This window comes from Halosimplex pelagicum (assembly GCF_013415905.1).
Classification (GTDB): Archaea; Halobacteriota; Halobacteria; order Halobacteriales; family Haloarculaceae; genus Halosimplex; species Halosimplex pelagicum.
The window spans coordinates 4,691,755-4,712,569 of the sequence record NZ_CP058909.1 but is presented as its reverse complement, the minus strand read 5'-3'; the positions used below and the strand labels follow the sequence as shown (position 1 = coordinate 4,712,569).

Annotated in this window: 21 protein-coding genes and 1 tRNA gene; 13 read left to right on the top strand and 9 right to left on the bottom strand. The window is 70.2% G+C overall.

The window, feature by feature from the left end:
- Positions 1-90 precede the first annotated feature (90 nt).
- The 4 genes from HZS54_RS23585 (at position 91) to ddfA (ending at position 5,582) form a co-directional block, all read left to right on the top strand.
- On the top strand, positions 91-807 hold the full coding sequence (locus HZS54_RS23585; protein WP_179919523.1) for a nucleotide exchange factor GrpE: 717 nt from the start codon (positions 91-93) through the stop codon (positions 805-807).
- Positions 808-998: 191 nt separating this feature from the next.
- The gene (gene dnaK / locus HZS54_RS23580; protein WP_179919522.1) at positions 999-2,948 is read left to right on the top strand and encodes a molecular chaperone DnaK; all 1,950 of its coding nucleotides are present in this window, start codon (positions 999-1,001) and stop codon (positions 2,946-2,948) included.
- A gap of 124 nt (positions 2,949-3,072) precedes the next feature.
- Complete coding sequence (locus tag HZS54_RS23575) at positions 3,073-5,091, top strand: PAS domain S-box protein (protein WP_179919521.1); 2,019 nt, start codon at positions 3,073-3,075, stop codon at positions 5,089-5,091.
- A 182-nt stretch (positions 5,092-5,273) separates the two neighbouring features.
- The gene (ddfA, locus tag HZS54_RS23570) at positions 5,274-5,582 is read left to right on the top strand and encodes a DdfA family disk-determining factor (protein ID WP_179919520.1); all 309 of its coding nucleotides are present in this window, start codon (positions 5,274-5,276) and stop codon (positions 5,580-5,582) included.
- 18 nt (positions 5,583-5,600) lie between these two features.
- Here the strand turns inward: ddfA and HZS54_RS23565 are convergent, their stop codons facing one another.
- The 7 genes from HZS54_RS23565 to HZS54_RS23535 form a co-directional block, all read right to left on the bottom strand.
- Positions 5,601-6,203: a J domain-containing protein gene (locus tag HZS54_RS23565; RefSeq protein WP_246391723.1), complete on the bottom strand. Its 603-nt coding sequence runs from the start codon at positions 6,201-6,203 to the stop codon at positions 5,601-5,603.
- Positions 6,204-6,284: 81 nt separating this feature from the next.
- Positions 6,285-7,040, bottom strand: coding sequence for a proteasome assembly chaperone family protein (locus HZS54_RS23560; RefSeq protein WP_179919518.1), 756 nt, complete (start codon positions 7,038-7,040; stop codon positions 6,285-6,287).
- Positions 7,041-7,045: 5 nt separating this feature from the next.
- Positions 7,046-7,228: an RNA-protein complex protein Nop10 gene (locus HZS54_RS23555; RefSeq protein ID WP_179919517.1), complete on the bottom strand. Its 183-nt coding sequence runs from the start codon at positions 7,226-7,228 to the stop codon at positions 7,046-7,048.
- 34 nt (positions 7,229-7,262) lie between these two features.
- Positions 7,263-8,063, bottom strand: a complete 801-nt coding sequence (locus tag HZS54_RS23550; protein ID WP_179919516.1) for a translation initiation factor IF-2 subunit alpha — start codon at positions 8,061-8,063, stop codon at positions 7,263-7,265.
- The gene (locus HZS54_RS23545; protein WP_179909312.1) at positions 8,063-8,236 is read right to left on the bottom strand and encodes a 30S ribosomal protein S27e; all 174 of its coding nucleotides are present in this window, start codon (positions 8,234-8,236) and stop codon (positions 8,063-8,065) included. Before HZS54_RS23545 ends, HZS54_RS23550 begins: the two co-directional genes overlap by 1 nt.
- A 2-nt stretch (positions 8,237-8,238) precedes the next feature.
- The gene (locus HZS54_RS23540; RefSeq protein ID WP_006883878.1) at positions 8,239-8,523 is read right to left on the bottom strand and encodes a 50S ribosomal protein L44e; all 285 of its coding nucleotides are present in this window, start codon (positions 8,521-8,523) and stop codon (positions 8,239-8,241) included.
- A 138-nt stretch (positions 8,524-8,661) separates the two neighbouring features.
- Positions 8,662-9,411 carry a potassium channel family protein gene (locus tag HZS54_RS23535; protein ID WP_179919515.1) on the bottom strand — a complete coding sequence of 250 codons (750 nt, stop codon included), beginning with the start codon at positions 9,409-9,411 and terminating at the stop codon, positions 8,662-8,664.
- A gap of 196 nt (positions 9,412-9,607) precedes the next feature.
- Here HZS54_RS23535 and HZS54_RS23530 point away from each other — a divergent pair, with 196 nt between their 5' ends.
- Positions 9,608-9,865 (top strand): HAH_0734 family protein, encoded by a 258-nt coding sequence (locus HZS54_RS23530; RefSeq protein ID WP_179919514.1) that lies wholly within the window; start codon positions 9,608-9,610, stop codon positions 9,863-9,865.
- Between the two features lie 67 nt (positions 9,866-9,932).
- On the opposite strand, the gene HZS54_RS23525 is transcribed toward HZS54_RS23530, so the two are convergent.
- Positions 9,933-11,387 carry an RAD55 family ATPase gene (locus HZS54_RS23525; RefSeq protein ID WP_179919513.1) on the bottom strand — a complete coding sequence of 485 codons (1,455 nt, stop codon included), beginning with the start codon at positions 11,385-11,387 and terminating at the stop codon, positions 9,933-9,935.
- A 167-nt stretch (positions 11,388-11,554) separates the two neighbouring features.
- Between HZS54_RS23525 and HZS54_RS23520 the strand changes: the two genes are divergently transcribed.
- Both HZS54_RS23520 and HZS54_RS23515 read left to right on the top strand, forming a co-directional pair.
- Positions 11,555-12,589, top strand: coding sequence for a tyrosine--tRNA ligase (locus HZS54_RS23520; protein ID WP_179919512.1), 1,035 nt, complete (start codon positions 11,555-11,557; stop codon positions 12,587-12,589).
- A 3-nt stretch (positions 12,590-12,592) separates the two neighbouring features.
- Positions 12,593-13,252, top strand: a complete 660-nt coding sequence (locus tag HZS54_RS23515) for a class I SAM-dependent methyltransferase (RefSeq protein ID WP_179919511.1) — start codon at positions 12,593-12,595, stop codon at positions 13,250-13,252.
- A 364-nt stretch (positions 13,253-13,616) separates the two neighbouring features.
- On the opposite strand, the gene mct is transcribed toward HZS54_RS23515, so the two are convergent.
- Entirely contained in the window at positions 13,617-14,810 is a 1,194-nt protein-coding gene (gene mct, locus HZS54_RS23510; RefSeq protein WP_179919510.1) for a succinyl-CoA:mesaconate CoA-transferase, read from the bottom strand.
- Positions 14,811-14,964: 154 nt separating this feature from the next.
- Between mct and glmS the strand changes: the two genes are divergently transcribed.
- The 6 genes from glmS to HZS54_RS23480 all read left to right on the top strand — a co-directional run bounded on the left by glmS (position 14,965) and on the right by HZS54_RS23480 (position 20,469).
- Positions 14,965-15,411: a methylaspartate mutase subunit S gene (gene glmS / locus HZS54_RS23505; protein ID WP_179919509.1), complete on the top strand. Its 447-nt coding sequence runs from the start codon at positions 14,965-14,967 to the stop codon at positions 15,409-15,411.
- Entirely contained in the window at positions 15,412-16,908 is a 1,497-nt protein-coding gene (locus HZS54_RS23500) for a methylaspartate mutase subunit E (protein ID WP_179919508.1), read from the top strand.
- On the top strand, positions 16,898-18,190 hold the full coding sequence (locus tag HZS54_RS23495) for a methylaspartate ammonia-lyase (RefSeq protein WP_179919507.1): 1,293 nt from the start codon (positions 16,898-16,900) through the stop codon (positions 18,188-18,190). Before HZS54_RS23500 ends, HZS54_RS23495 begins: the two co-directional genes overlap by 11 nt.
- Positions 18,187-19,293 (top strand): 2-methylfumaryl-CoA hydratase, encoded by a 1,107-nt coding sequence (gene mch, locus HZS54_RS23490; RefSeq protein ID WP_179919506.1) that lies wholly within the window; start codon positions 18,187-18,189, stop codon positions 19,291-19,293. Before HZS54_RS23495 ends, mch begins: the two co-directional genes overlap by 4 nt.
- The gene (citE, locus tag HZS54_RS23485) at positions 19,290-20,330 is read left to right on the top strand and encodes an L-malyl-CoA/beta-methylmalyl-CoA lyase (protein ID WP_179919505.1); all 1,041 of its coding nucleotides are present in this window, start codon (positions 19,290-19,292) and stop codon (positions 20,328-20,330) included. The genes mch and citE overlap by 4 nt, the downstream gene beginning before the upstream one ends.
- A 68-nt stretch (positions 20,331-20,398) precedes the next feature.
- Positions 20,399-20,469: transfer RNA gene (locus tag HZS54_RS23480), tRNA-Gly, on the top strand.
- Positions 20,470-20,815: the final 346 nt, after the last annotated feature.

Here is a 20,815-nt window from a genome sequence, read left to right as displayed (position 1 = left end):
CGGCGGATGTCGGTGACCGGCCGTCCGCGCTCGCCCCCGTCGTCGGTCGGATTCTCAACCCTTTTGTCGCCGCGGCGACTGGCTTCGGGTATGAGCGAGCAGGACGCGTCCGACCCCGCTGAGGCCGCAGAGGAGCAGCCAGGCGCGACCGAGCCGGAGGGGGACGCGAGCGGCGAGCCCGTCCAGCCCGACGAGGTCATCGACCCCGACGAGGCGGGCGAGGGCGACGCCAGCGGCGAAGCGACGGTCGACGGCGAGGTCGACGCCGGCGAGGAGCTGATCGACCGCGTCGCCGAGTCCGACCCCGAATCCGTCGCCCACGAGCTCGCGGCGCTGCGGACGCGCGTCGACGGCCTGGAGGACCAGCTCGACGCGCGCGAGGAGGAGGTCGACGAGCTGACCGAGAAGTTGAAGCGCAAGCAGGCGGAGTTCCAGAACTTCAAGAAGCGGATGGAGAAGCGCCGCGAGGAGGAGACACAGCGGGCGACCGAGGACCTGGTGACCCGGCTGCTCGACGTGCGCGACAACCTGAAACGCGCGCTCGAACAGGACGAGGACGCCGACATCCGCGGCGGCGTCGAGTCGACGCTGCGGTCGTTCGACGACGTGCTCGACGGGGAGAACGTCGACGTGGTCGAACCCGAACCGGGCGAGGACGTGGACCCGCACCGCCACGAGGTGCTCGTCCGCGTCGACTCCGACCAGCCCGAGGGCGCCATCGCCGAGGTCCATCGCCCCGGCTACGTCATGGCCGGGAAAGTGATCCGCGAGGCGCAGGTCACCGTCAGCGACGGCTCCGGACAGTAGCGGCGGCGTCGGACACCTGTTTTTCGGCTGATCGGTCCCCGGTCTTGCGCTCGTATTGCGGTCGGATTTATAGGCACCGGTCGGCGTCGGCGCCGCGGGCACAGATCGGCCGTCTGCGGGCGTCTGGAGGGGGTCGCCGTCGGTCGCGTCTAGCAACTTTTAACCGGCACAATCGGGTATAGACGCGTAAGATGGCGAGCAACAAGATTCTCGGAATCGACCTCGGGACCACGAACAGTGCGTTCGCGGTCATGGAGGGGGGCGACCCCGAGATCATCGTCAACTCGGAGGGCGAGCGGACGACACCCTCGGTCGTCGCGTTCGACGAGGGCGAGCGTCTCGTCGGCAAGCCCGCGAAGAACCAGGCCGTCAAGAACCCCGACCAGACGATCCAGTCCATCAAGCGGCACATGGGCGAGGACGACTACACGGTCGAGCTGGAGGGCGAGGAGTACACGCCCGAGCAGGTCTCGGCGATGATCCTCCAGAAGATCAAACGGGACGCCGAGGAGTACCTCGGCGACGATGTCGAGAAGGCGGTCATCACCGTCCCGGCGTACTTCAACGACCGCCAGCGCCAGGCGACGAAGGACGCCGGCGAGATCGCCGGCTTCGAGGTCGAGCGCATCGTCAACGAGCCGACCGCGGCCGCGATGGCCTACGGGCTCGACGACGAGTCCGACCAGACCGTCCTCGTCTACGACCTCGGCGGGGGCACCTTCGACGTGTCCATCCTCGATCTCGGCGGCGGCGTCTACGAGGTCGTCGCCACCAACGGCGACAACGACCTCGGTGGCGACGACTGGGACCACGCCATCATCGACTACCTCGCCGAGCAGTTCCACGACGAGCACGGCATCGACCTGCGCGAGGACCGACAGGCCCTCCAGCGGCTCAACGACGCCGCCGAGGAGGCCAAGATCGAGCTCTCCAACCGCAAGGAGACCCGCATCGACCTCCCGTTCATCACCACCACGGACGACGGGCCCCTCGACCTCGAGGAGAAGCTCACCCGCGCGAAGTTCGAGTCGCTGACCGAGGACCTCATCGAGCGGACGGTCGGCCCGACGGAGCAGGCGCTCGAAGACGCCGGCTACGGCCAGAGCGACATCGACGAGGTCATCCTCGTCGGCGGGTCGACGCGGATGCCCCAGGTCCAGGAGCGCGTCGAGGAGATGACCGGCCAGGAGCCCAAGAAGAACGTCAACCCCGACGAGGCGGTCTCGCTGGGCGCAGCGATCCAGGGCGGCGTCCTCAGCGGCGACGTCGACGACATCGTCCTGCTCGACGTGACGCCGCTCTCGCTCGGTGTCGAGGTCAAGGGCGGGCTGTTCGAGCGGCTCATCGAGAAGAACACGACCATCCCGACCGAGGAGTCGAAGATCTTCACCACCGCGGCGGACAACCAGACGCAGGTCCAGATCCGCGTCTTCCAGGGCGAGCGCGAGATCGCCAACGAGAACGAACTCCTGGGCGAGTTCGCGCTCTCGGGCATCCCGCCGGCGCCCGCGGGCACCCCGCAGATCGAGGTGTCGTTCAACATCGACGAGAACGGCATCGTCAACGTCTCCGCCGAGGACAAGGGCTCGGGCAACGAGGAGAACATCACCATCGAGGGCGGCGCCGGCCTCTCCGACGACCAGATCGAGGAGATGCAGCAGGAGGCCGAGGAGCACGCCGAGGAGGACAAGGAACGGCGCGAGCGCATCGAGGCCCGCAACGAGGCCGAGAGCACCATCCAGCGCGCCGAGACGCTGCTGGAGGAGAACGAAGAGGAGGTCGACGAGGAACTCGTTGAGGAGATCGAGGCCGAGATCGACGACGTGCAGGCAGTCCTCGAAGACGAGGACGCCGACACCGACGACTACGAGGAGGCCACCGAGAGCCTCGCCGAGGCCCTCCAGGAGATCGGCAAGCAGATGTACCAGGACCAGGCCGCCGAGGGCGCGGCCGGTGCGGGCGCCGCGGGCGGCGCGGCCGGCGCCGGCGGCATGGGCGGCATGGGCGGTGCCGGCCCGGGTGGCGCTGCCGGTGCGGGCGGCGCAGGCGGCGCAGGCGGTCAGGGCGAGGAGTACGTCGACGCCGACTTCGAGGACGTCGACGACGAAGACGAGGACGAGTCGGGCGAGTCGTCCGCCTGACGACGCCGGCTCCCGACGGCGCCGGTGCCGTGCGAGCCCGACCGCCCGGTTCGGGTTCACCCGGGAGATCACACGTTCGTATCTCCGGGAGAACACTTACCTTCCGAACGGCCGAAACCGGGACGTGAGTCGAAACGTCGAGCCACAGGGGTGGGAGTGGGGCGACGCGGCGGCGGCCAACGCGGTCGACGAATCGTTCGCCGAGGTCGTCGGGGAGACGGTGTTTTCGGAGCTGCTCGTGGCGAGCGCGCCGGAGTGTTTCCTAGTCGCCGACGACGAGGGGCGGATCGTCTTCGCGAACCCCGCGGTCGAGTCGGTCTTCGGGTACGACCCGGAGGCGCTGGTCGACCGGTCGCTGCGGTCGCTGATACCCGACCGGTTCCGGGCCGCCCACCGCGAGGCGTTCCGGTCGTATCTGGACACCGGCCAGCGGACCGTCGACTGGAACGACCTGCGGCTGGTCGGCCGTCACTGCGAGGGCCACGAAGTCCCGCTCGCGGTGTGGTTCCGCGAGTTCGCCCACCGCGGCGAGCAGTACTTCGTGGGCGTGGTGCGCGACATCTCGACGCGAGTCGAGCAGCGCGGCGAACTGGCGAGCGAGCGGGCGTTCGTCGAGAGCATGTTCGACGCGCTGCCGGACGTGGTGTACGCGTTCGACCCAGAGGGGCGGATGCTGCGCTGGAACGACCGACTGAACGAGGTGACCGGCTACAGCGACGACGGGATCGAGTCGAGGGACCCGTTCGACTTCCTGGCCGACGACGACCACGGCCGGATCGCCACGGCCATCTCGTGCGTCCTCTCGGCGGGCCGCGTCGTGACGGTCGAGTCCGACCTCGTCACCGCCGACGGGGAGACGATCCCCTACGAGTTCACGGGCGCGCCGCTGGTGACCGACGGCGAGGTGGTCGGAGTGACCGGCGTCGGTCGCGACATCTCCGAGCGGAAGCGCTACGAGGCGACGCTGGAGCGCCTGGACGACCTCAACACGGTGATCCGGTCGGTCGACCGGGCGCTCGTCGAGGCGACGACGCGCGGGGAGATCGCCCGCGAGGTCTGTTCGCGACTGGTCGGCGAGGGCGCGTACTGCGGCGCGGTGATCGGCTCCGTCGACGCCGACGGCGGCGCGATCGACGTGGACGCCGCCGCGGGGCTCGGGGAATCGATGGCCGAAGCGGCCGGCGACGGGTTCGCGGACGGCGCGCCGTCGTCGGTCGCCGCCGCGATCGAGTCGGAGTCGGTGCAGGTCGTCGACGGCGTGACGAGCGACTTCCGCGAGGCGGTCGATGGGGGCGGCGACCGGACGATCGCGGTCGTCCCGCTCGTCGCCGACGACCGACGGTTCGGGCTGTTGGCCGTCTGTACCGACAGGGTCCACGGGATCCCGGACCGCGAGCGGGCGGTTCTGGGCGAGCTGGGTGCGACGATCGGCAACGCCGTCCAGTCGGCGCTGACCCGCCAGCTGTTGCACTCGGACACGATCACGGAGATCGAGCTTCGGGCGACCGACGACGACGTGCCGTTCGTCGCCGTCTCCGCGGCGGCCGACTGCCGGCTCGAACTCGAACGGGCGGTGACGTTCGGCGACGAACACGTCTTCTTCTTCTCCGTCGACGGCGCCTCGACGGAGGCGGTACGCGAGGCGGCGGCCTCCGTCTCGTCGATCTCGAACGTCGCCGCGCTGACCGACGAGCGGATCGAGCTCCGCGCGGCCCAGGGGACGATCACGTCGGTGCTGACCGACCTCGGCGCGCGGACGACGGCGGGCGTCGCCGACCGGGGGGCGGCGACGATCACGGCGGAACTCCCCTCCGACGCGGCGGTCCGCGAGGCCGTCGACGCCGTGCAGTCGGCGTATCCCGACACCGAACTGGTCGCCCGTCGCGAGGCCGAGCGGTCGCTGCGGACGCCCTCGGAGCTCCGCCAGGGTCTCGCGGCGGACCTGACGGACAAACAGCAGGCCGCGCTGGAGGCGGCGTACTTCTCGGGCTACTTCGAGTGGCCCGCGCGGACCAGCGACGCCGGCGGGGTCGCCGACACGCTCGATATCGCCCCTCAGACGTTCCACCAGCACCTCAGGGTCGCCGAGCGGAAGCTCCTGGCGGCGCTGTTCGACGGCGCCGGGCCGGAGGGGAGCCGCTGAGACACCAGAGTGTTCAGGTACGCCGCTCAATGGCGTCGGCGGGCAAGGGGGCGTATGACGCGATCCGAACGGCCGAGTCGCGGCCGGTATCCGCACAGCGCCGAGACTGATGCCGGACACTCGGGCGGCGCGGGAACGCTCGCCCGCCGGTTCGTCGACCCGCGGGCTCCGTCGACCCGCCGATGACCGTGACACGCGACTGGACGGTCACGAACGCCTACGAGGACGACAGCCCCAGCCACGCGGTCGTGCGGTCGGTCGCCGCGGCGACGGGTCGTACCGTCGTCGACCTCGACCCGCTGTACGAGACGGTCGACACGGACGCCCTCGACGAGCTCTTCGAAGGGAGCGCTCGCGCGAGGGTGTCGTTCCGGTACGCCGGCTGCGAGGTGACCGTCACGCAGCTCCACATCGTCGTCCGGCCCGACGACCGCGACGGCTCGACCGAGGCGGACGGCGACCGGAGCGGGAGCCGCGAGCAGTCGTCCTGACGGGGACGCGGGGCGGCGTCAGCCCGCGTGACGTTTCGCCGTCGTGTAGGCCTCGCGGACGCGCTTGAACTCGTCCTCGTCGCCGCCCTGGTCGGGGTGGACCTCCTTGACCTTCCGCCGGTAGGCGGCTTTCACCTCGTCGAGGCCGGCGGTGGCCGGGACGCCGAGTTCGTCGAACGCGGCCGTGGCGGGGTCGCGGGTCTCGGCCGGTTCGGCCGGGCCGAACGCCACGTCGGGCACCTCGAAGGGGAGCCGGTCGCCGAGCTGGACGCCCGGCATCTCGTGTTCGACGAGGACGGGGTAGGTCGGCGACCGGTCGATCCGGTAGTACGCGCGGGCGTCGAAGGTGATCGCCACGTCGCGCTCGGGGAGGTAGAAGGCGACCGGCTGGCCCTCGACGAAGTGGTCCTCGGCGTATGACTCGTCGATGGCGTCGAGGTAGTCGCGGAGCTCGGTCCGGCGTCGCCCCTCGCCCTCGTGCCGCCGACGATAGGCGCCGCTGGCGGGGTAGAGCCGGTCCGCGGCGACGAACAGGCAGGCCGCGAGGACGCTGCTGGCGACGCCGAGCCCGAGACCGACGAGCAACCAGTGGGGCAGCCCGAACAGCGCGTCGAGTACCACGCGCGAGCGTTGGCGTCGCTCCACTATCAAAGTCTCGCCAGCGGACCGCGTCGAACGGGCGGAGAGAGCGACCGGTCGCGGTCAGCCGATGTAGCGCAGGTCCTCGTCGGAGGCCGCGGGCGTCCCCTGGTCCATCTCCTGGATCTTGCGGACGACCTCCTCCATCTCGTCGGCGCGCTCCTCCAGGGAGGCGTAGTCGACCTCGAAGTCGACGACCTCCTGGAGCACTTCGAGGACGGCCTGTGCGCTCTTGGGGTCGACGAGGTAGCCGCTGGTCTCGCCCATCAGGCAGGCCGCTTCGAAGCCGCGGCGCTCGCCGAGACCGAGGAGGAGGCCGCTGACGCCGACGATGCCGCCCGCGGGCTCGTCCTCGCGGAACTCGACGCCCACGTCTTCGAGGTCGGCGACGACCTCGTCGGTGGTGGCGGCGCCCAGCACGGAGTACTCCTCGATGAGTTCGCCCGTCGGGACGCCCCCGAGGGCGAAGACCCGGGAGACGCCGTGGTCGTCGGCCACGTCGAGGAAGGACTCGGTCAGGCCGTAGTGGCCAGTGTTGTCCTGGGCCTGGTGGTCGCCGGTGAGCACGAGCATGTCGCGGCCGTCCTCGGGGCGGACCGCGTGGAACTCGGCGCCCGCCAGCTCCGTGCGGCCCTCGTCGACGCTCACTTGCGGCGGGAAGTGCGTCGAGTGGACGCGCTCGACGGGCTCGCTCTCCAGTTCTTCGAGGAGGTGCTCGGCGGCGAGCTTGCCGACGTGACCCACGCCGGGCAGTCCCTCGACCAGTACGGGGTCGTCGAGATCCGCGTCCCCCAGCGCTTCGCGTTCGAATTCGTCCATGGAGCCTAGTCCCGGCGCCGCTCCTTAAGTGCGCGTCGATACTCCCCGTAGCTGTCCTCCGGCGAGAAGGGCGCCGGCGCCGAGTTGACCGCCTCGGCGCCGCAGTCGGGACAGGTCGCCTCGAGCGTGTAGCGCGGCCGCTCGTGTTCGTCGCGCCAGGCCGAGCAGACGAGAATGTCGGATTTCATGGGAAGGGACCGTCGACGCGGCGACCGGCGACGGTTACTCCGCCTCGACCTCGCGGTCGCGGTGGTAGCGACCGGAGCCGTCGTGCTCGCCGACGGCGGCGACGGCGCGGTCCGCGCTCTCCTCGAGGTGGGACTCGGCCGTCTTGTAGTCGGGCGCCCGCACCTGGATGCGGTACTCCGGCGAGCCGACGTAGGTGACTTCCAGCTCCACTTCCTCGGGGATCTCGCCGTTGCCCTCGGCGGCCTGCAGGGCCTCCTTGATCACGTCGACGCCGTCGCCGCTGGCGCACTCAAGCGTGACGTAGCCGGTGACGTTGACGTAGGGCACCGAGACGTTCTCGCGAGCGGTCTCGACGATGGCCTCGATCTCCTCGTCGTCCAGATCGGTCTCGTCGAGCGCCTCCTCGCCGTGGATCGCGGCCTCCTCGAAGCCCTCGTACATCGAGCCGAAGGCGGCCAGCAGCTCGTTGGCGATGGCGGCGTAGGTCTCGTCGTCGACGTCCTCGCCGAACGCGAGCAGCATCCAGTTGTCGGCCTTCTGCTCGTTTTTCCACTCCTGGATCTTGTCCTTGCGCTGGTGGTCGTTGACGTCCTTGATCGAGAGATCGATCTGCTGGGACCCCTGATCGACGTCGAGCACCTTCGCGACGACCGTCTGCCCTTCGGAGACGTGGTCGCGGACGTTCTTGATCCAGCCGGAGGCGACCTCGCTGATGTGACAGAGGCCGCGCTTGTCCTCGTACTCCTGGAGGTCGACGAAGACGCCGAAGTCCTCGATCTCGTCGACGCGTCCGACCACGAGTTCACCGGGGTCGGGCCAGCCGCTGTATTTCATTATCGAGCCTCGACGGTCTCGAGTACCTCGCCCTCGATGGTCGCCTTGCCGCCGGTCGGTCGGGCGAGCGTGTGCCCGCAGACCTCGCAGGCGACCTCGGTCGCGGCCTTGCCGAAGACGATCTGTTCGTTCTCACAGTCCGGACACGCGACGCTGAAGAAGTTTCCTGCCATCGTTAGTCCTGAAGGTCCAGTTTGCCGGCGCGCCATCCCTCGCGGAGGTGGGCCTTGCCGCAGTCGGAACAGCGGTACTTGAGGTCGGTCTTCTGGGTCGGCTTCCCGCCGGAGGGAACCTTCGAGAACTTGCCCGCGTTCCCGTAGCCCGAGCGCGTCCGCTCGGCCTGGCGCCCGTTGACCTTCGTCATCCCCGAGGTGCGACCGCTTCGAACGCGCTCGACCTCGTGTTCGTTGTGCTCGTCGCAGTGCGGACAGTACGTGTTAAATCGACGTGGCATCTCCATAGATATCGACCTTGCCGACGGCTTGGTCATCCCCGCTTAAAACCCGTTTGGTTCGGTCCGGCCGGTCGCCCGAGATCGCCGGCTCGCGCCCGCTCTCGTGTGGGGCCGACACGCACGACCGACCGTCGTCGAGACCGCTCACAGCGTCGTGGTCACCTGTTCGCCGCTGACGACCTCGGGGACGATCACCTCGTCGGCGCCCGCGCGCCGGGCGACCGACTCGTACATCTCGTCGCCGGCGCGGACGACGACCCGCGCCTCGGGCGCGAGTTCCCCGGTGGTGATGGCGACCTGGATGTTGACGTTCGCGTCGTCGACGGCGCCGACGACGGCGTCGGCCCGCTCGGCGCCGGCTTCGACGAGCAGTTCCTCGCGACGGGCGTCGCCCTGCACGGCGAGGAGGCCGTCGTCCAGCGCGCGCTCGTACTGTCCGTCGCCCGTCTCGACCACGACGACCGGGCGGTCCCGGTCGCGCAGCCGTCGCGCGACCGTCTTGCCGAAGGTGCCGTACCCGCAGACGACGACGTGTCCGTCCGTGTTCTCGATGGTTCGTTCGACCTGCATCTGTCTGAGCTCCGTTCCGATCCGTCCGCCGAAGGTCGCCGAGACGACCGTCTCGCCGATCCACAGTCCCGAGAGGATCAGGCCCGACTCGACGACCAGCGCGAACGCCCGCAGGGACCGCGCCGGCGCGTCGTGGGACTCGATGAATATCTCGATGCTCGTCGGGTCGAGCAGCCAGAACAGCGCCTCGATAACGCCGACGCCCGCGAGGGCGCCGAACCCGACCACGCCCGCGACCACCAGCGCCGCGAACGCGGCGACCGGGCGGCCGACGCGGCGCGCCAGCGGGCGACCCAGCAGCGCTCGGACGTACTCGCCTGCCACGATACCGTGGCTCTCGGCGGCGGTGATAAGTCTCACCTGTTAAGACATAATGTCCCCTTGGACCCCTCCGGAGACCTTCGACGCCGGACGGCGGTCGAGTCGGGGTGGGCGAGTCCGGGGCAGGATCGCCCGCGCTCGGGCCGCTGGGGCGGCGGGCTTCGAAGTCACTAAGTACGCCTCCGTCGAAGCGTCGGGCATGAAGAAGCTCATCGTCCACGGGGACGCCGGGTTCCGAAAGGACGCCGTCATTTCCGTCGACGGCGAGGAGCTGGTCGTCTTCGGCGTCGCGCGCCAGGGCGACTGGCACGGTCCCGACCGCCCCCAGCTGTGGTGTACCGTCGGAAGCGAGGACGAGCGCGACACCTACCAGCGCCGGGACTACATCCCCAACTTCCTCGACACCGAGGCGGTCGACGCCGAAGCGGTCGAGGTCGTCGAGAAGGCGAGCGCGTAGGCGACCGCAGTGCGAGCGGGCGCTTCTCCCGACCGCGTGTCGACGCGGGCGACATCCGGAGGGCGCCCTACACCAGATCGACGTACGGCGGCTCCTCGTCGTAGGCGACGACGCTGCTCGTCCCGGGCGATCCGGTCGGCGACTTGCGGAGGGTGAGCCACTCGATGCCGTCGTCGCCCCGTTCGATCCGGACGGTCTGGCCGCTCGTGTCGACGAAGAACTCGACGAGCGACTGGTTCTGGATCGCCGGGTTGACGGTGTAGACGACCACGTCGTCGCCGTCGGTGTGGCGGGCCGCCGCCCGGTAGCGCACTTCTCGGGCGCGCTCGGGCGGGACCTGTTCGAGCAGCGGTTCGGTGTCGATGAACGCGAACAGCGGGCGGTCGCCGCTGCGGTCGTAGGACACCTCCATCAGTCGCTCCCAGTCTCGGTCGGCCGACTCGTCGTACTGCAGGACGTTCCGGTGGTCGTAACCGTCGCTCGCGACGAGTTCGAGGACGAACAGTCGGTCGTCGTCGAGCAGTTCCGCGACGCTCCAGTCGGCGTCGGTCCAGTACCGGTCGAGCTGGGACAGCGAGACCTCCGCCGGGAGCGCGACGGCCAGCGCCATCCCGTTCTCGACGGCGGCGGCGAGCATCCGCGTGTTGATCGTGTAGTACCCCGTCGTTCCGTCGTGCGACAGGAGGGTGAACCCGCCGCGGACGAGGCCGCCGCCGAGCAGTTCGTCCAGCGCGTCGATACCCGTCGAGAGGTGGTCGTGAGCGAGGAGTTCGCTGGGCGGCGTGCGCTGGGTCGGCTGGAGGGTCGCGCCGTCGTCGCCGAGGACGAGCCTGTGGCGCCGGGTGTCGTGGTCGCGCCCGCGGAGCTTCTCGACCCGCAGGAACCTGTGGCGCTGGTTCGCGCGCTCGGCCCACGAGAGGTCGAGCACGCCGTGGGTCGCGTACCGCAGCAGGTCGCCGGCGCCACGCCCGCCGGTCCCCCTGTCCTCGGCGGTCAGCAGCGACGTGGCGTCGAAGGTGTCCGAGAAGAGACGGATCAGGTCGTAGGTCGAGCGCCAGAAGGACACCTCGTCGGCGGCGATCGGTCGCAGCCCCGAGAGGCTATCGAGGAGGATGCGGTCCTGCGGGCCGTACTCCGAGAGGTAGTGGACGACGTTCTCCCGGGTGAAGGGGAGGTCGAACCACTCGGTGACGGCCCGGTCGCCCCCCTCCAGCGTGCGGACGACCAGGTCGTCGTCCCGCTCCATCGTGTCGCCGGGCTCGCAGTGGACCGTGATCACGGTCAGCCCGTCGGCGTCGAGGTCGAACGGGTACGGCTCGAAGGTGTCTTCGAGTTCGTCGATCGTCTGTTCCGTGCTGATGAACAGTCCCTCCTCGCCCGCGTCGAGTCCCGTCTGGAGGAACTGCATGCCCAGCGTCGTCTTGCCGGTTCCCGGCGGGCCCGAGACCAGCAGACTTCGCTTGTCCGGCACGCCGCCGCCGAGCAGGTCGTCCAGCCGTTCGCACCCGGTCGAGAGGCCCATCGTTCCCTAGTGTCGTTCGTCGGTTAAATCAATTTGGCAGATCACTTGGGTGTGTGGCGGAGCCGGCGAGCGCCGCGACCCCGGGCGCGTCGGAACCGGTTCGGGCCGGTGGGAGCCGTCCTCACCCGAAAGAAACGCTTTACTGTCGGCCGGGGCGACGACTCGGTATGGACACGGCCGAGCGACTCGAACTCGCGACCCGCAACACGGCGGAGGTCGTCGAGGAATCGGAGCTGGAGGAGTTATTCGACGACGGCGACCCCTCGGTGTACATCGGCTACGCGCCGACCGGCGAGATGCACATCGGCCACTTCACGACGATGCGCAAGCTCGCCGACTTCCTCGGCGCCGGCATGGACGTGACGGTGCTGATCGCCGACCTCCACGCCCACCTCGACGACAACAAGAGCCCGTTCGACCTACTCGACGCCCGCTCGGCCTACTACGAGGCGACCATCGAGGCGATGATCGACGCCGCCGGCGCCGACCCCGAGGGGATCGACTTCGCCCGCGGCAGCGACTTCCAGCTCGGCGAGGAGTACACGCTGGAGATGTATCGGATGGCCGCCGAGACGACGCTCAGCCGCGCCCAGCGCGCCGGCAGCGAGGTCGTCCGCGAGTCCGACTCGCCCAAACTGGGGGGGCTGCTCTACCCGCTCATGCAGACGCTGGACGTTGACGCGCTGGACGCCGACGTGGCCTACGGCGGCATCGACCAGCGCGGCATCTACATGCTCTCTCGGGAGATCCTCCCCGACCACGGCGGCGAGGCGCCCGTCTGCATGTTCGCCCCCCTGCTGTCGGGTCTCTCCGGTGGGAAGATGTCGGCCTCCGACGAGTCTTCGAAGGTCAACCTCAACGACTCCCACGACGAGGTCGTCGAGAAGATCGAACAGGCCTACTGCCCGGCCGGCGAGCGCGAGGACAACGGCGTGCTGGAGTACATGGAGTACCTCGTCTTCCCCATCCTCGACGAGCGCGGCGAGGAGTTCGTCGTCGAGCGCCCCGAGGAGTACGGCGGCGACCTGACCTACGACTCCTACGAGTCGCTGGAGGCGGACTTCGTCTCCGGCGAACTCCACCCGGCGGACCTGAAGCCCGCGGCCGGCGAAGCCATCTCGGAGGTCGTCGCCCCTATCCGCGAGCGGCTGAACGACCAGCCGGAACTGCTCGCCGACGCGTACCCCGAGAAGTACGACTGAGCGGTGACTGACGACGAATCGGGCGGTGACGGACCGTCTACGGGGTCGGTCCGAGCCACCTACGACCGCATCGCCGACCACTTCTCGAAGACCCGCGAGTACGCCTGGCCCGAGATCGAGGAGTTCCTCGACGGTCGGTCGGGTTCGGTGGGACTGGACGTGGGGTGTGGCAACGGTCGCCACACGGAGCTGTTGGCCGACCGCTGTGACCGGGCGCTGGGGGTGGACCTGAGCCGCGAGATGGTCGCGACGGCGCGCGAGCGGTCGCGAGAGCGGGGGTTCGACTACGGGCTCGCCCAGGCGGACGCGAGTTCGCTGCCGGTCCGGGACGGCGTCGCGGATCTGGCGGTGTTCGTCGCGACGCTGCCGCATCTGCCGACGCGAGAGGCCAGGATCGGGAGTCTCGACGAACTGGCTCGCGTACTGGCTCCGGACGGGCGGGCGCTCGTCAGCGCCTGGTCGACCGAACACGACCGATTCGACGCCGACGAGGGGTTCGACACGACCGTGGAGTGGACGCTGCCTGGCGGCGAGGCAGTCGACCGGTTCTACCACATCTACGACCCCGAGGAATTTCGGCGCGATGTGGGGTCGAGTGGGCTAGAACTGGAAGCGTTCGAGGTGTCGAGCGGGAACTGTTACGGCGTGGTTCGTTCCGAGTGAGTCGCTCCGATTCTGTCCTTCGAGCGGTCTCGACGCGCTCGCTCGTAGTTGGACCGACCGCAGTCGACAGCAGGCGCTGAACGCCCTCGACGCGCTCGCGGTCGCCTGACCGAACTGCACGCGAGCGCGCCTCGCCCGTTCAGCCCACCAGGGACCGCAACCGCTCCGCAGAGCACCGAAACGGCACCCGCCCCGCACGGCACCGCAGACGGCCACGAGCCTCCCCAGCCGATTCGCTCGTTCGTTGCACTCACTCTCTCATCCCTCGCGCGACTAGTTCGAGCGGCCCGCCAGGAGGCGGACACGCTCGACAGCACGCGCCACTGCAGAAATCCCGAGTCCGCGGTCCTCCGTGGCTCGTCCCTCAGTCGTCGCCGCTGGCCTGCTCGCCCTCGTCGCCGGCACGGGGGACCGAGTCGAGCAGTTCCTCGCGGTGCTCGTCGAGCAGGGGCGCGCGGCGTTCGACGGCGGTAGGGGTTTCCGAGAGCTTGATGGGGTTGCCTGCGACGGTGACCGACTCGTCGGCGCCGGGCTGGTCGACCTCGGCGAGCATGTCGCGGGCGCGGACGTGCGGGTCGTCGAAGATGTCGCTCGTGTCCTGGACGGGCGCGGCGGGGACCTCGCCGTCGAGCGCGGCGACGACTTCGTCGGCGGTGAGCGAGCGCGTCCAGTCGTCGATCTCGGCGCGGAGCGCGTCGCGGTCGGCGATGCGGTCGCCAGCGGTCGGGTAGTCGGCGGCCAGGTCGGGCCGGTCCATCGCCTCGCAGAGCGCGCGCCAGTGGCCGTCCGAGAACGCCGCGATCACGACGTGGCCGTCCGCCGTCTCGAAGGCGTTGTAGGGGAACAGGGTCGGGTGGGCGTTGCCGCGGCGGGTGGGGGACTCGCCGGTGTAGGAGTACTGGTAGACGGTGCGCTCGCACATCGACACCATGGCGTCGTACATCGCGGTGTCGACGTACTGGCCTTCGCCAGTCTGGTCGCGGTGGTGGACCGCGGCGAGGATACCGACGGCGTTGAGGACGGCCGTGAACAGGTCGCCGATACCCGGCCCGACCTTCGTCGGCGGACCGTCGGGCTGGCCGGTGATCTCCATCACACCACCGAGGGCCTGCGCGACGAGGTCGAACGACGGCTGGCCCTGCCGGTCGGTCTCGCCGGTGCGCGGGTCGCCGAACCCCCTGATGGAGGAGTAGATCAGTTGCGGATTGCGCTCCCGGAGCGTCTCGTAGCCCAGATCGAACCGCTCCATCGTGCCCGCGCGGTAGTTCTCGACGACCACGTCAGCGGTCTCCACGAGCGAGAGGAAGTCGACGCGGTCCTCGTCGTCGCCCAGATCGAGTTCCAGCGAGCGTTTGTTGCGGTTGACGCTCTGGAAGTAGCCGCCGTAGGCCTCGCCCTCGGGACCGTCGACGAACGGCGGGTTCGACCTAATGAGGTCCCCGCCCGGCCGCTCGACCTTCACCACGTCCGCCCCCATGTCCGCCAGCAGCATCGTGCAGTACGGCCCCGCCAGGACCTGGGTCAGGTCGACCACGCGCAAGTCCGACAGTGCGGTCATGTCTCCCCCGTCGAACTCACCGGGCATAAAACTGCCTGATAAATCATTACGTACTGGATTTCGCCGCGCTTCGGGCCTGTGACAACAATTACCAAGACTATAATGAAAAACCATTATATTTATGGCGGATGCGCTCGTCGGTGGTGATACTCACATGGGGCAGACAGTCATCCTCGGTGTGATCGGCTCCGACGCGCACGTCGTGGGCATCACGATCATCGAACAGGCGCTGACCGCGGCCGGGTTCGACGTCGAGAACCTGGGCGTCCAGACCTCGAAGGCCGAGTTCGTCTCGGCCGCCGACGCCCACGACGCCGGGGCCGTACTGGTCTCCTCGCTGTACGGTCACGCCAGGCAGGACTGTCAGGGGCTCCACGAGCGCCTCGCCGAGGTCGACTGCGACGCGGTCACCTACATCGGCGGCAACCTCGCGGTCGGCCAGGACGACTGGTCGGAGACGGCCGAGCGGTTCCGCGAACTCGGCTTCGACCGGGTCTTCGACGCCGAGACCGACCCGTCGGCCGTCGTCGCCGCGCTCGAACGCGACCTCGACACGACCGTCACGGAGACCGCGACCGACCGGGTCAGGGTCGACTCGTAGATGGTCCGCGACGAACGCATTCCCGGCGACCAGCTACGGGAGACGGCAGACGAGTTGCGCGACCGCTGGCCCACCGGCGCCGACGCCGACTTCGAGGCGGCCGTCGAGTTCCACGAGTCGCTGCCCGAATCGAAGCGCTTCGCCGACGTGCTGGAATCGGCGGACCGGCCGCTCCTCCAGCCCCGCGCGGGCGTCCCGCGACTGGACGACCAGATCGACCTCCTCCGGTACCTCGAATCGGAGGGCGGCGCCGATCTGCTCCCGACCACGATCGACTCGTACACCCGCGACAACGAGTACGGGAAGGCAGCGGAGGGGCTCACCGAGGCCCGGGAGTCCGGCGAGAACACCCTCAACGGCTTCCCGGCCGTCAACCACGGCGTCGACGCCTGCCGGGAACTCGTCCGGTCGGTCGACGCGCCCGTCGAGGTCCGCCACGGCACCCCCGACGCGCGCCTGCTGGCCGTCGTCACGCTCGCCGGCGGGTTCGAGAGCTTCGAGGGCGGCCCCATCTCGTACAACATCCCCTACACCAAGGAGCACGACCTCGCCGAAACCATCGAACACTGGCAGTTCGTCGACCGGCTCTGTGGCGCCTACACCGAGCGGGGCGTCCGGATCAACCGCGAACCGTTCGGGCCGCTCACCGGGACCCTGGTCCCGCCGGCCATCGCCATCGCGGTCATGATCCTCGAAGGCCTGCTCGCGACGACCCAGGGCGTCCGCTCGCTCACGCTGGGCTACGGCCAGGTCGGCAACGTCGTCCAGGACGTGGCCGCGCTGCGCGCCCTCCGGAGTCTCGGCGAGGAGTACCTCCCCGACGACACGGTCGTCACAACCGTCTTCCACGAGTGGATGGGCGGGTTCCCGCCCGACGAGGCCCGCGCCAGCGGCGTCATCGGCCTCGGCGGCGCGACCGCGGCGCTGGCCCGCCCGGACAAGGTCATCACCAAATCGCCCCAGGAGTTCCAGGGCGTCCCGACACGCGAGGCCAACGCGAGCGGCCTCCGCACCACCAGACAGCTCGTCGATATGATGATCGAACAGGACATCGTCGTCGACGGTATCGACCGCGAACGCGAACTGATCGAGCGGACCGCCCGCTCGCTGGTCGAGACCGCGATCGCCCGCGGCGACGGCGACGCCGCCCGCGGCACGGTCGCGGCCTTCGAATCGGGCGAACTCGACGTGCCCTTCGCCCCGAGCGACAGCGCGGCCGCCGCGGTCCTCCCCGCCCGCGACGACGACGGTCGCGTCCGGGTCCTCGAATGGGGCGACCTGGCCGTTCCAGACGATATCAAGGAGGTCCACGAGGCCCGCCTCGACGAGCGCGCCCGGACGGAGGGTCGAAGCCGCTCGTTCCGGATGGTCGCCGACGACGTGGACGCCATCAGCGACGGGAAGCTCATCGGCCGGCCGACCGCGACCGACGGCGGGTCCGAGCGTCGGGGAGCCACGGACGACCCGGCGTCGGGAGGTGAGAGCGATGCGGATTGAGTCCGTCCGTGCGACCCCCGGCGCCTCGGGCTTCTACGTCGACGACCAGGCGGCGATCAAGGCGGGCGCGACCGAGGACGGGTTCGCCTACGCCGGCGACCCCGTCACGGAGGGGTTCGACGCCGTCCGGCAGGCCGGCGAGGCGCTGATCGTCGAGGTCGAACTCGCCGACGGGAGCGCGGTCCGCGGCGACTGCGCGGCCGTCCAGTACTCCGGCGCGGGCGGACGCGACCCGCTCTTTCGCGCCGAGGCGTATCGGCCGGTCGTCGAGGGACCGGTCGCCGACGCGCTCGAAGGGCGGGACCCGCGAGCGTTCGCGAACAACGCGGCCGTCGTCGAGTCGCTCCCGTCGAGAGCCAGTGGTGGCGGTGATTCCCTGCATACGGCGCTGCGCTACGGCGTCTCCCAGGCGCTTTTGTTCGCCGCGGCCCGTGCTCGCCGCGCGACGCCGACGGGCGTCCTCGCCGACGCGCTCGATACGGCCCCCGCGACCGAACCGGTCCCGGTCTTCGGCCAGTCGGGTGACGCACGCCGGCGCAACGCCGAGAAGATGCTCCTGAAGGGCGTGCCGGTCCTCCCGCACGGCCTGTTCAACAGCGAGGCGAAGCTCGGGAGCGACGGCGAGCGCCTGGTCGAGTACCTCGAGTGGCTCGGCTCGCGAGCCGCCGACCTCGGCCCCGAGGGGTACGAACCACGCTTCCACGTCGACGTGTACGGGACGGTCGGCGAGCTGTTCGGCCCGCCCTACGACCGCGCCGAAGTCGTCGACTACTTCGCGAAGCTCGCCGCGGCGGCCGACCCCTATCCGCTCCAGGTCGAAGGGCCGATGGACGCCGGCGACCGGACCGCGCAGATCCGACGGATGGCCGAACTCCGCGACGGTCTGGCCGACGCGGGCGTCCCCGTCGATATCGTCGCCGACGAGTGGTGCAACACGCTCGACGACGTGCGCGCGTTCGTCGACGAGGGCGCGGCGGACGTGGTGCAGGTGAAGACGCCCGACCTGGGCGGCGTCCAGCGCAGCGCCCGCGCCGTCACCGCCTGCGAGGGGACCGACACCCGCGCGTACCTCGGGGGCACCTGCAACGAGACGGCCGTCTCGGCGCGGGCCTGCGTCCACGTCGCGCTCGCGACCGACGCCGCCCAGCTACTGGCCAAGCCCGGCATGGGATTCGACGAGGGGTACATGGTCGTCACCAACGAGATGCGCCGGACGCTCGCCCGCCGCGAGCGGGCCGACCCCCAGGTCGCGGCCGACGGCTCCGGAGGGGACCGCCGATGACCGACTGGACCGACCCCGACACGTTCGCCGCGGCGCTAGACCACGTCGACACCCGCGAGAAGGGGCGCTACTTCGAGGACTTCGCCGAGGGGCAGGTGATCGAACACGCCCCCGGGCTCCGGCTCACCCGCCACGGCAACGACGCCTGGATGGGCCAGACCCTCAACCACGACCCGGCGTACTGGCGGAGCGACGCCGCCCGGGCTCGCGGGTTCGACGAACCGCCGATCCACCCCGACTACCTGCTGGCCGCGGTGATGGGCCCCTCCGTCGAGGATCTCAGCGAGAAGGGCGGCTACTTCCTCGGCCGCGACGCCGTGCGGTTCCACGAACACGGGGTCGCGCCCGGGACCGAACCCCGCGTCGAGTCGACGGTGCGGGCGACCGGCGAGTCGAGTTCACGGCCCGAGTACGGCATCGTCACCTGGGAGACTCACGGGCGCGACGCCGACGGCGACACCCTCGTCTCCTACGAGCGGACGAACATGATCCCCCGACGCGAGCCCGCTGCGACCGACGGCGGCCGCTCGGAGTCGTCGCGTGAGGAGGGCGACGGCTCCCGCGACTCCGAGTTGCCCGAGACGTTCGTCACACCCGACGGCGGCGCTTTCGAGGACTTCCGCCGGGCGCTCGACCGGGCGGCCGACCGCGACGCCGCCGTCGCCTACCGCCACGAGCGCGGGCGGACGATGGACGAGTTGACCGTCGCCGCGCTCCCGCTCGCGACGCTCAACACCGCTCGCCAGCACCACAACGGCGCCGCGATGGCCGATTCGCCCTCCGGCGAGCCCGTGGCCTACGGCGACGTGACCCGCTCGACCGCGCTGGGCCACGCCCGCTCGGACGAGCGCACCTACCGCGAACTCGGCTTCGACGACGAGCGGTTCCACGACTTCGTGACCGCCGGCGACACGGTCTTCGGCTTCACTCGCGTCCTCGACGCCGACCCGTCGGCGGGGCCGCCGCGGGCCGGTCAGGTCACCTTCGAACACGTCGCGTTCACGGCCGACGAGCGCCCGGTGTACTCCGGCCGCCGCCGCGCGCTGATCGACCGCGAGGACGCCGACGCACCGACCGCGACCGACGGGAGCACTCACCCATGACACGACTCGCACGCACCTTCCAGACCGCACCGGCCGCCGTCCCGCGCGAGGACTCGGCGAAGTACCTCGATTCGGGCCTCACCGCCGAGGGGTTCGAGGCCCCCGACTGGCTCGTCCCCGACATCGAGGACGGGACGGCCCCGGACATGAAGGCCGAGGCCGTCGAAAACGTCGTCGACCGCCTGCCCGAGCTGGCCCCCGACTTCGGCGGCGAGATCTGGCCCCGCGTCGAGTGGGACTGCGACGACCCCGACATTCGCGACCGCGGCCGCGAGCAGATCTACCGGCTCGTGAGCGAGGTCGGCGAACACCTCGACGGCGTCGTCGTGCCGAAGGTCGGCCGCCTCTCGGACGTGGAAGCCGCGGTCGGCGCCGTCGCCGAGGCCGAGCGCGAGCACGGCTTCGACGACGGGACCGTCGAACTCGCGGTGATCGTCGAGACGGCCGCCGCCGTCTCGGACCTGCCCGCCATCGCCCGCCTCGGCGAGAGCGACCGCCTCGCGGGGCTCGTCTTCGGTCCCGTCGACTACACGGCCGACCTGGGCGGGCGCGCGATGGACGGCGACCGCCCGCGCTGGGACGGCCTGCTCGAACGGCTCTCCAACGAGGCGTCGGCGGGCGGCCTCGTCGCCGTCGGCGGCCCCTTCGACCGCCTGTTCGACGAGCGGGCGGGCGTCACCTACTACAACGCACCGGGCTACGCCGACCAGGTCGAACGCGAGGCCCGCATCGGCCTCGACGGCTCGTGGTCGCTCCACCCCAAACAGACCGCCCAGGCCAACCGGGTCCACATGCCCACGCCCGCGGAACTCCGGTCGGCCGTCGAGAAGGTCGAGGGGTTCAACGAGGCCAAGGAAGCGGGCACCGGCGCGGTCGTCCTCGACGGGCAGATGGTCGACGAGGCGACCTACCGGAACTTCGCCAACACCGTCGAGACGGTCCGGGCCATCGACGAACGCCACCCGACCCAGACCGTCGAGACCTACGACGAACCGTTGCTGGAACGAGCGCGGTCGGTGACCGTCCGGTTCGGGTGAGCGGGGCCGGCAACCGGTTCGAGCCGAAAGGAAACACCCTTACTTCGCGGTGTGAAACGAACGGATGCGCGCCGGTGGTCTAGTGGTAGGACCTGAGCCTTCCAAGCTCATGGCCCGGGTTCAAATCCCGGCCGGCGCATCTCTCTTCGAAGTTGTCGCGAGCGGTGCCACCGACGGCGCCGTTCGGACCACCGAGTCGCACGGCTTCGACGTACGACCCGGATGCCGGTTTTCGCAGTTCTGTCCGTCGTCGTGTACGAGTGCCACCGGAACCGACCGACCGACGGGAGCGGGGCGGGGCCCGGGTCGCTACCGCGAGTAACGTGCTGTTACCGGCGGTAAGCGGGGCCCACTGGTGGACCGCCCGTTCACGTCGCGTGTGGCGGCCTGCTGCGTCTGGTATCCGGTGACACAAAGTTCGGACTAGCCGCGACCGGTCGGCGGTTGCTCGGGCTTACGTCTCGCGGCGGATCCGTGGGCAGGGG

Bases quoted from the DNA above. Each gene is read 5' to 3' on its own strand.
- HZS54_RS23585 (WP_179919523.1), top strand. From the start codon at position 91: ATGAGCGAGCAGGACGCGTCCGACCCCGCTGAGGCCGCAGAGGAGCAG.
- mct (WP_179919510.1), bottom strand. From the start codon at position 14,810: ATGACCGCACTGTCGGACTTGCGCGTGGTCGACCTGACCCAGGTCCTG.
- mch (WP_179919506.1), top strand. From the start codon at position 18,187: ATGACCGACTGGACCGACCCCGACACGTTCGCCGCGGCGCTAGACCAC.
- dnaK (WP_179919522.1), top strand. From the start codon at position 999: ATGGCGAGCAACAAGATTCTCGGAATCGACCTCGGGACCACGAACAGT.
- HZS54_RS23550 (WP_179919516.1), bottom strand. From the start codon at position 8,063: ATGAAATACAGCGGCTGGCCCGACCCCGGTGAACTCGTGGTCGGACGC.
- HZS54_RS23520 (WP_179919512.1), top strand. From the start codon at position 11,555: ATGGACACGGCCGAGCGACTCGAACTCGCGACCCGCAACACGGCGGAG.
- HZS54_RS23555 (WP_179919517.1), bottom strand. From the start codon at position 7,228: ATGAAATCCGACATTCTCGTCTGCTCGGCCTGGCGCGACGAACACGAG.
- HZS54_RS23545 (WP_179909312.1), bottom strand. From the start codon at position 8,236: ATGGCAGGAAACTTCTTCAGCGTCGCGTGTCCGGACTGTGAGAACGAA.
- citE (WP_179919505.1), top strand. From the start codon at position 19,290: ATGACACGACTCGCACGCACCTTCCAGACCGCACCGGCCGCCGTCCCG.
- glmS (WP_179919509.1), top strand. From the start codon at position 14,965: ATGGGGCAGACAGTCATCCTCGGTGTGATCGGCTCCGACGCGCACGTC.
- HZS54_RS23540 (WP_006883878.1), bottom strand. From the start codon at position 8,523: ATGGAGATGCCACGTCGATTTAACACGTACTGTCCGCACTGCGACGAG.
- HZS54_RS23495 (WP_179919507.1), top strand. From the start codon at position 16,898: ATGCGGATTGAGTCCGTCCGTGCGACCCCCGGCGCCTCGGGCTTCTAC.
- HZS54_RS23500 (WP_179919508.1), top strand. From the start codon at position 15,412: ATGGTCCGCGACGAACGCATTCCCGGCGACCAGCTACGGGAGACGGCA.
- HZS54_RS23525 (WP_179919513.1), bottom strand. From the start codon at position 11,387: ATGGGCCTCTCGACCGGGTGCGAACGGCTGGACGACCTGCTCGGCGGC.
- HZS54_RS23530 (WP_179919514.1), top strand. From the start codon at position 9,608: ATGAAGAAGCTCATCGTCCACGGGGACGCCGGGTTCCGAAAGGACGCC.
- ddfA (WP_179919520.1), top strand. From the start codon at position 5,274: ATGACCGTGACACGCGACTGGACGGTCACGAACGCCTACGAGGACGAC.
- HZS54_RS23560 (WP_179919518.1), bottom strand. From the start codon at position 7,040: ATGGACGAATTCGAACGCGAAGCGCTGGGGGACGCGGATCTCGACGAC.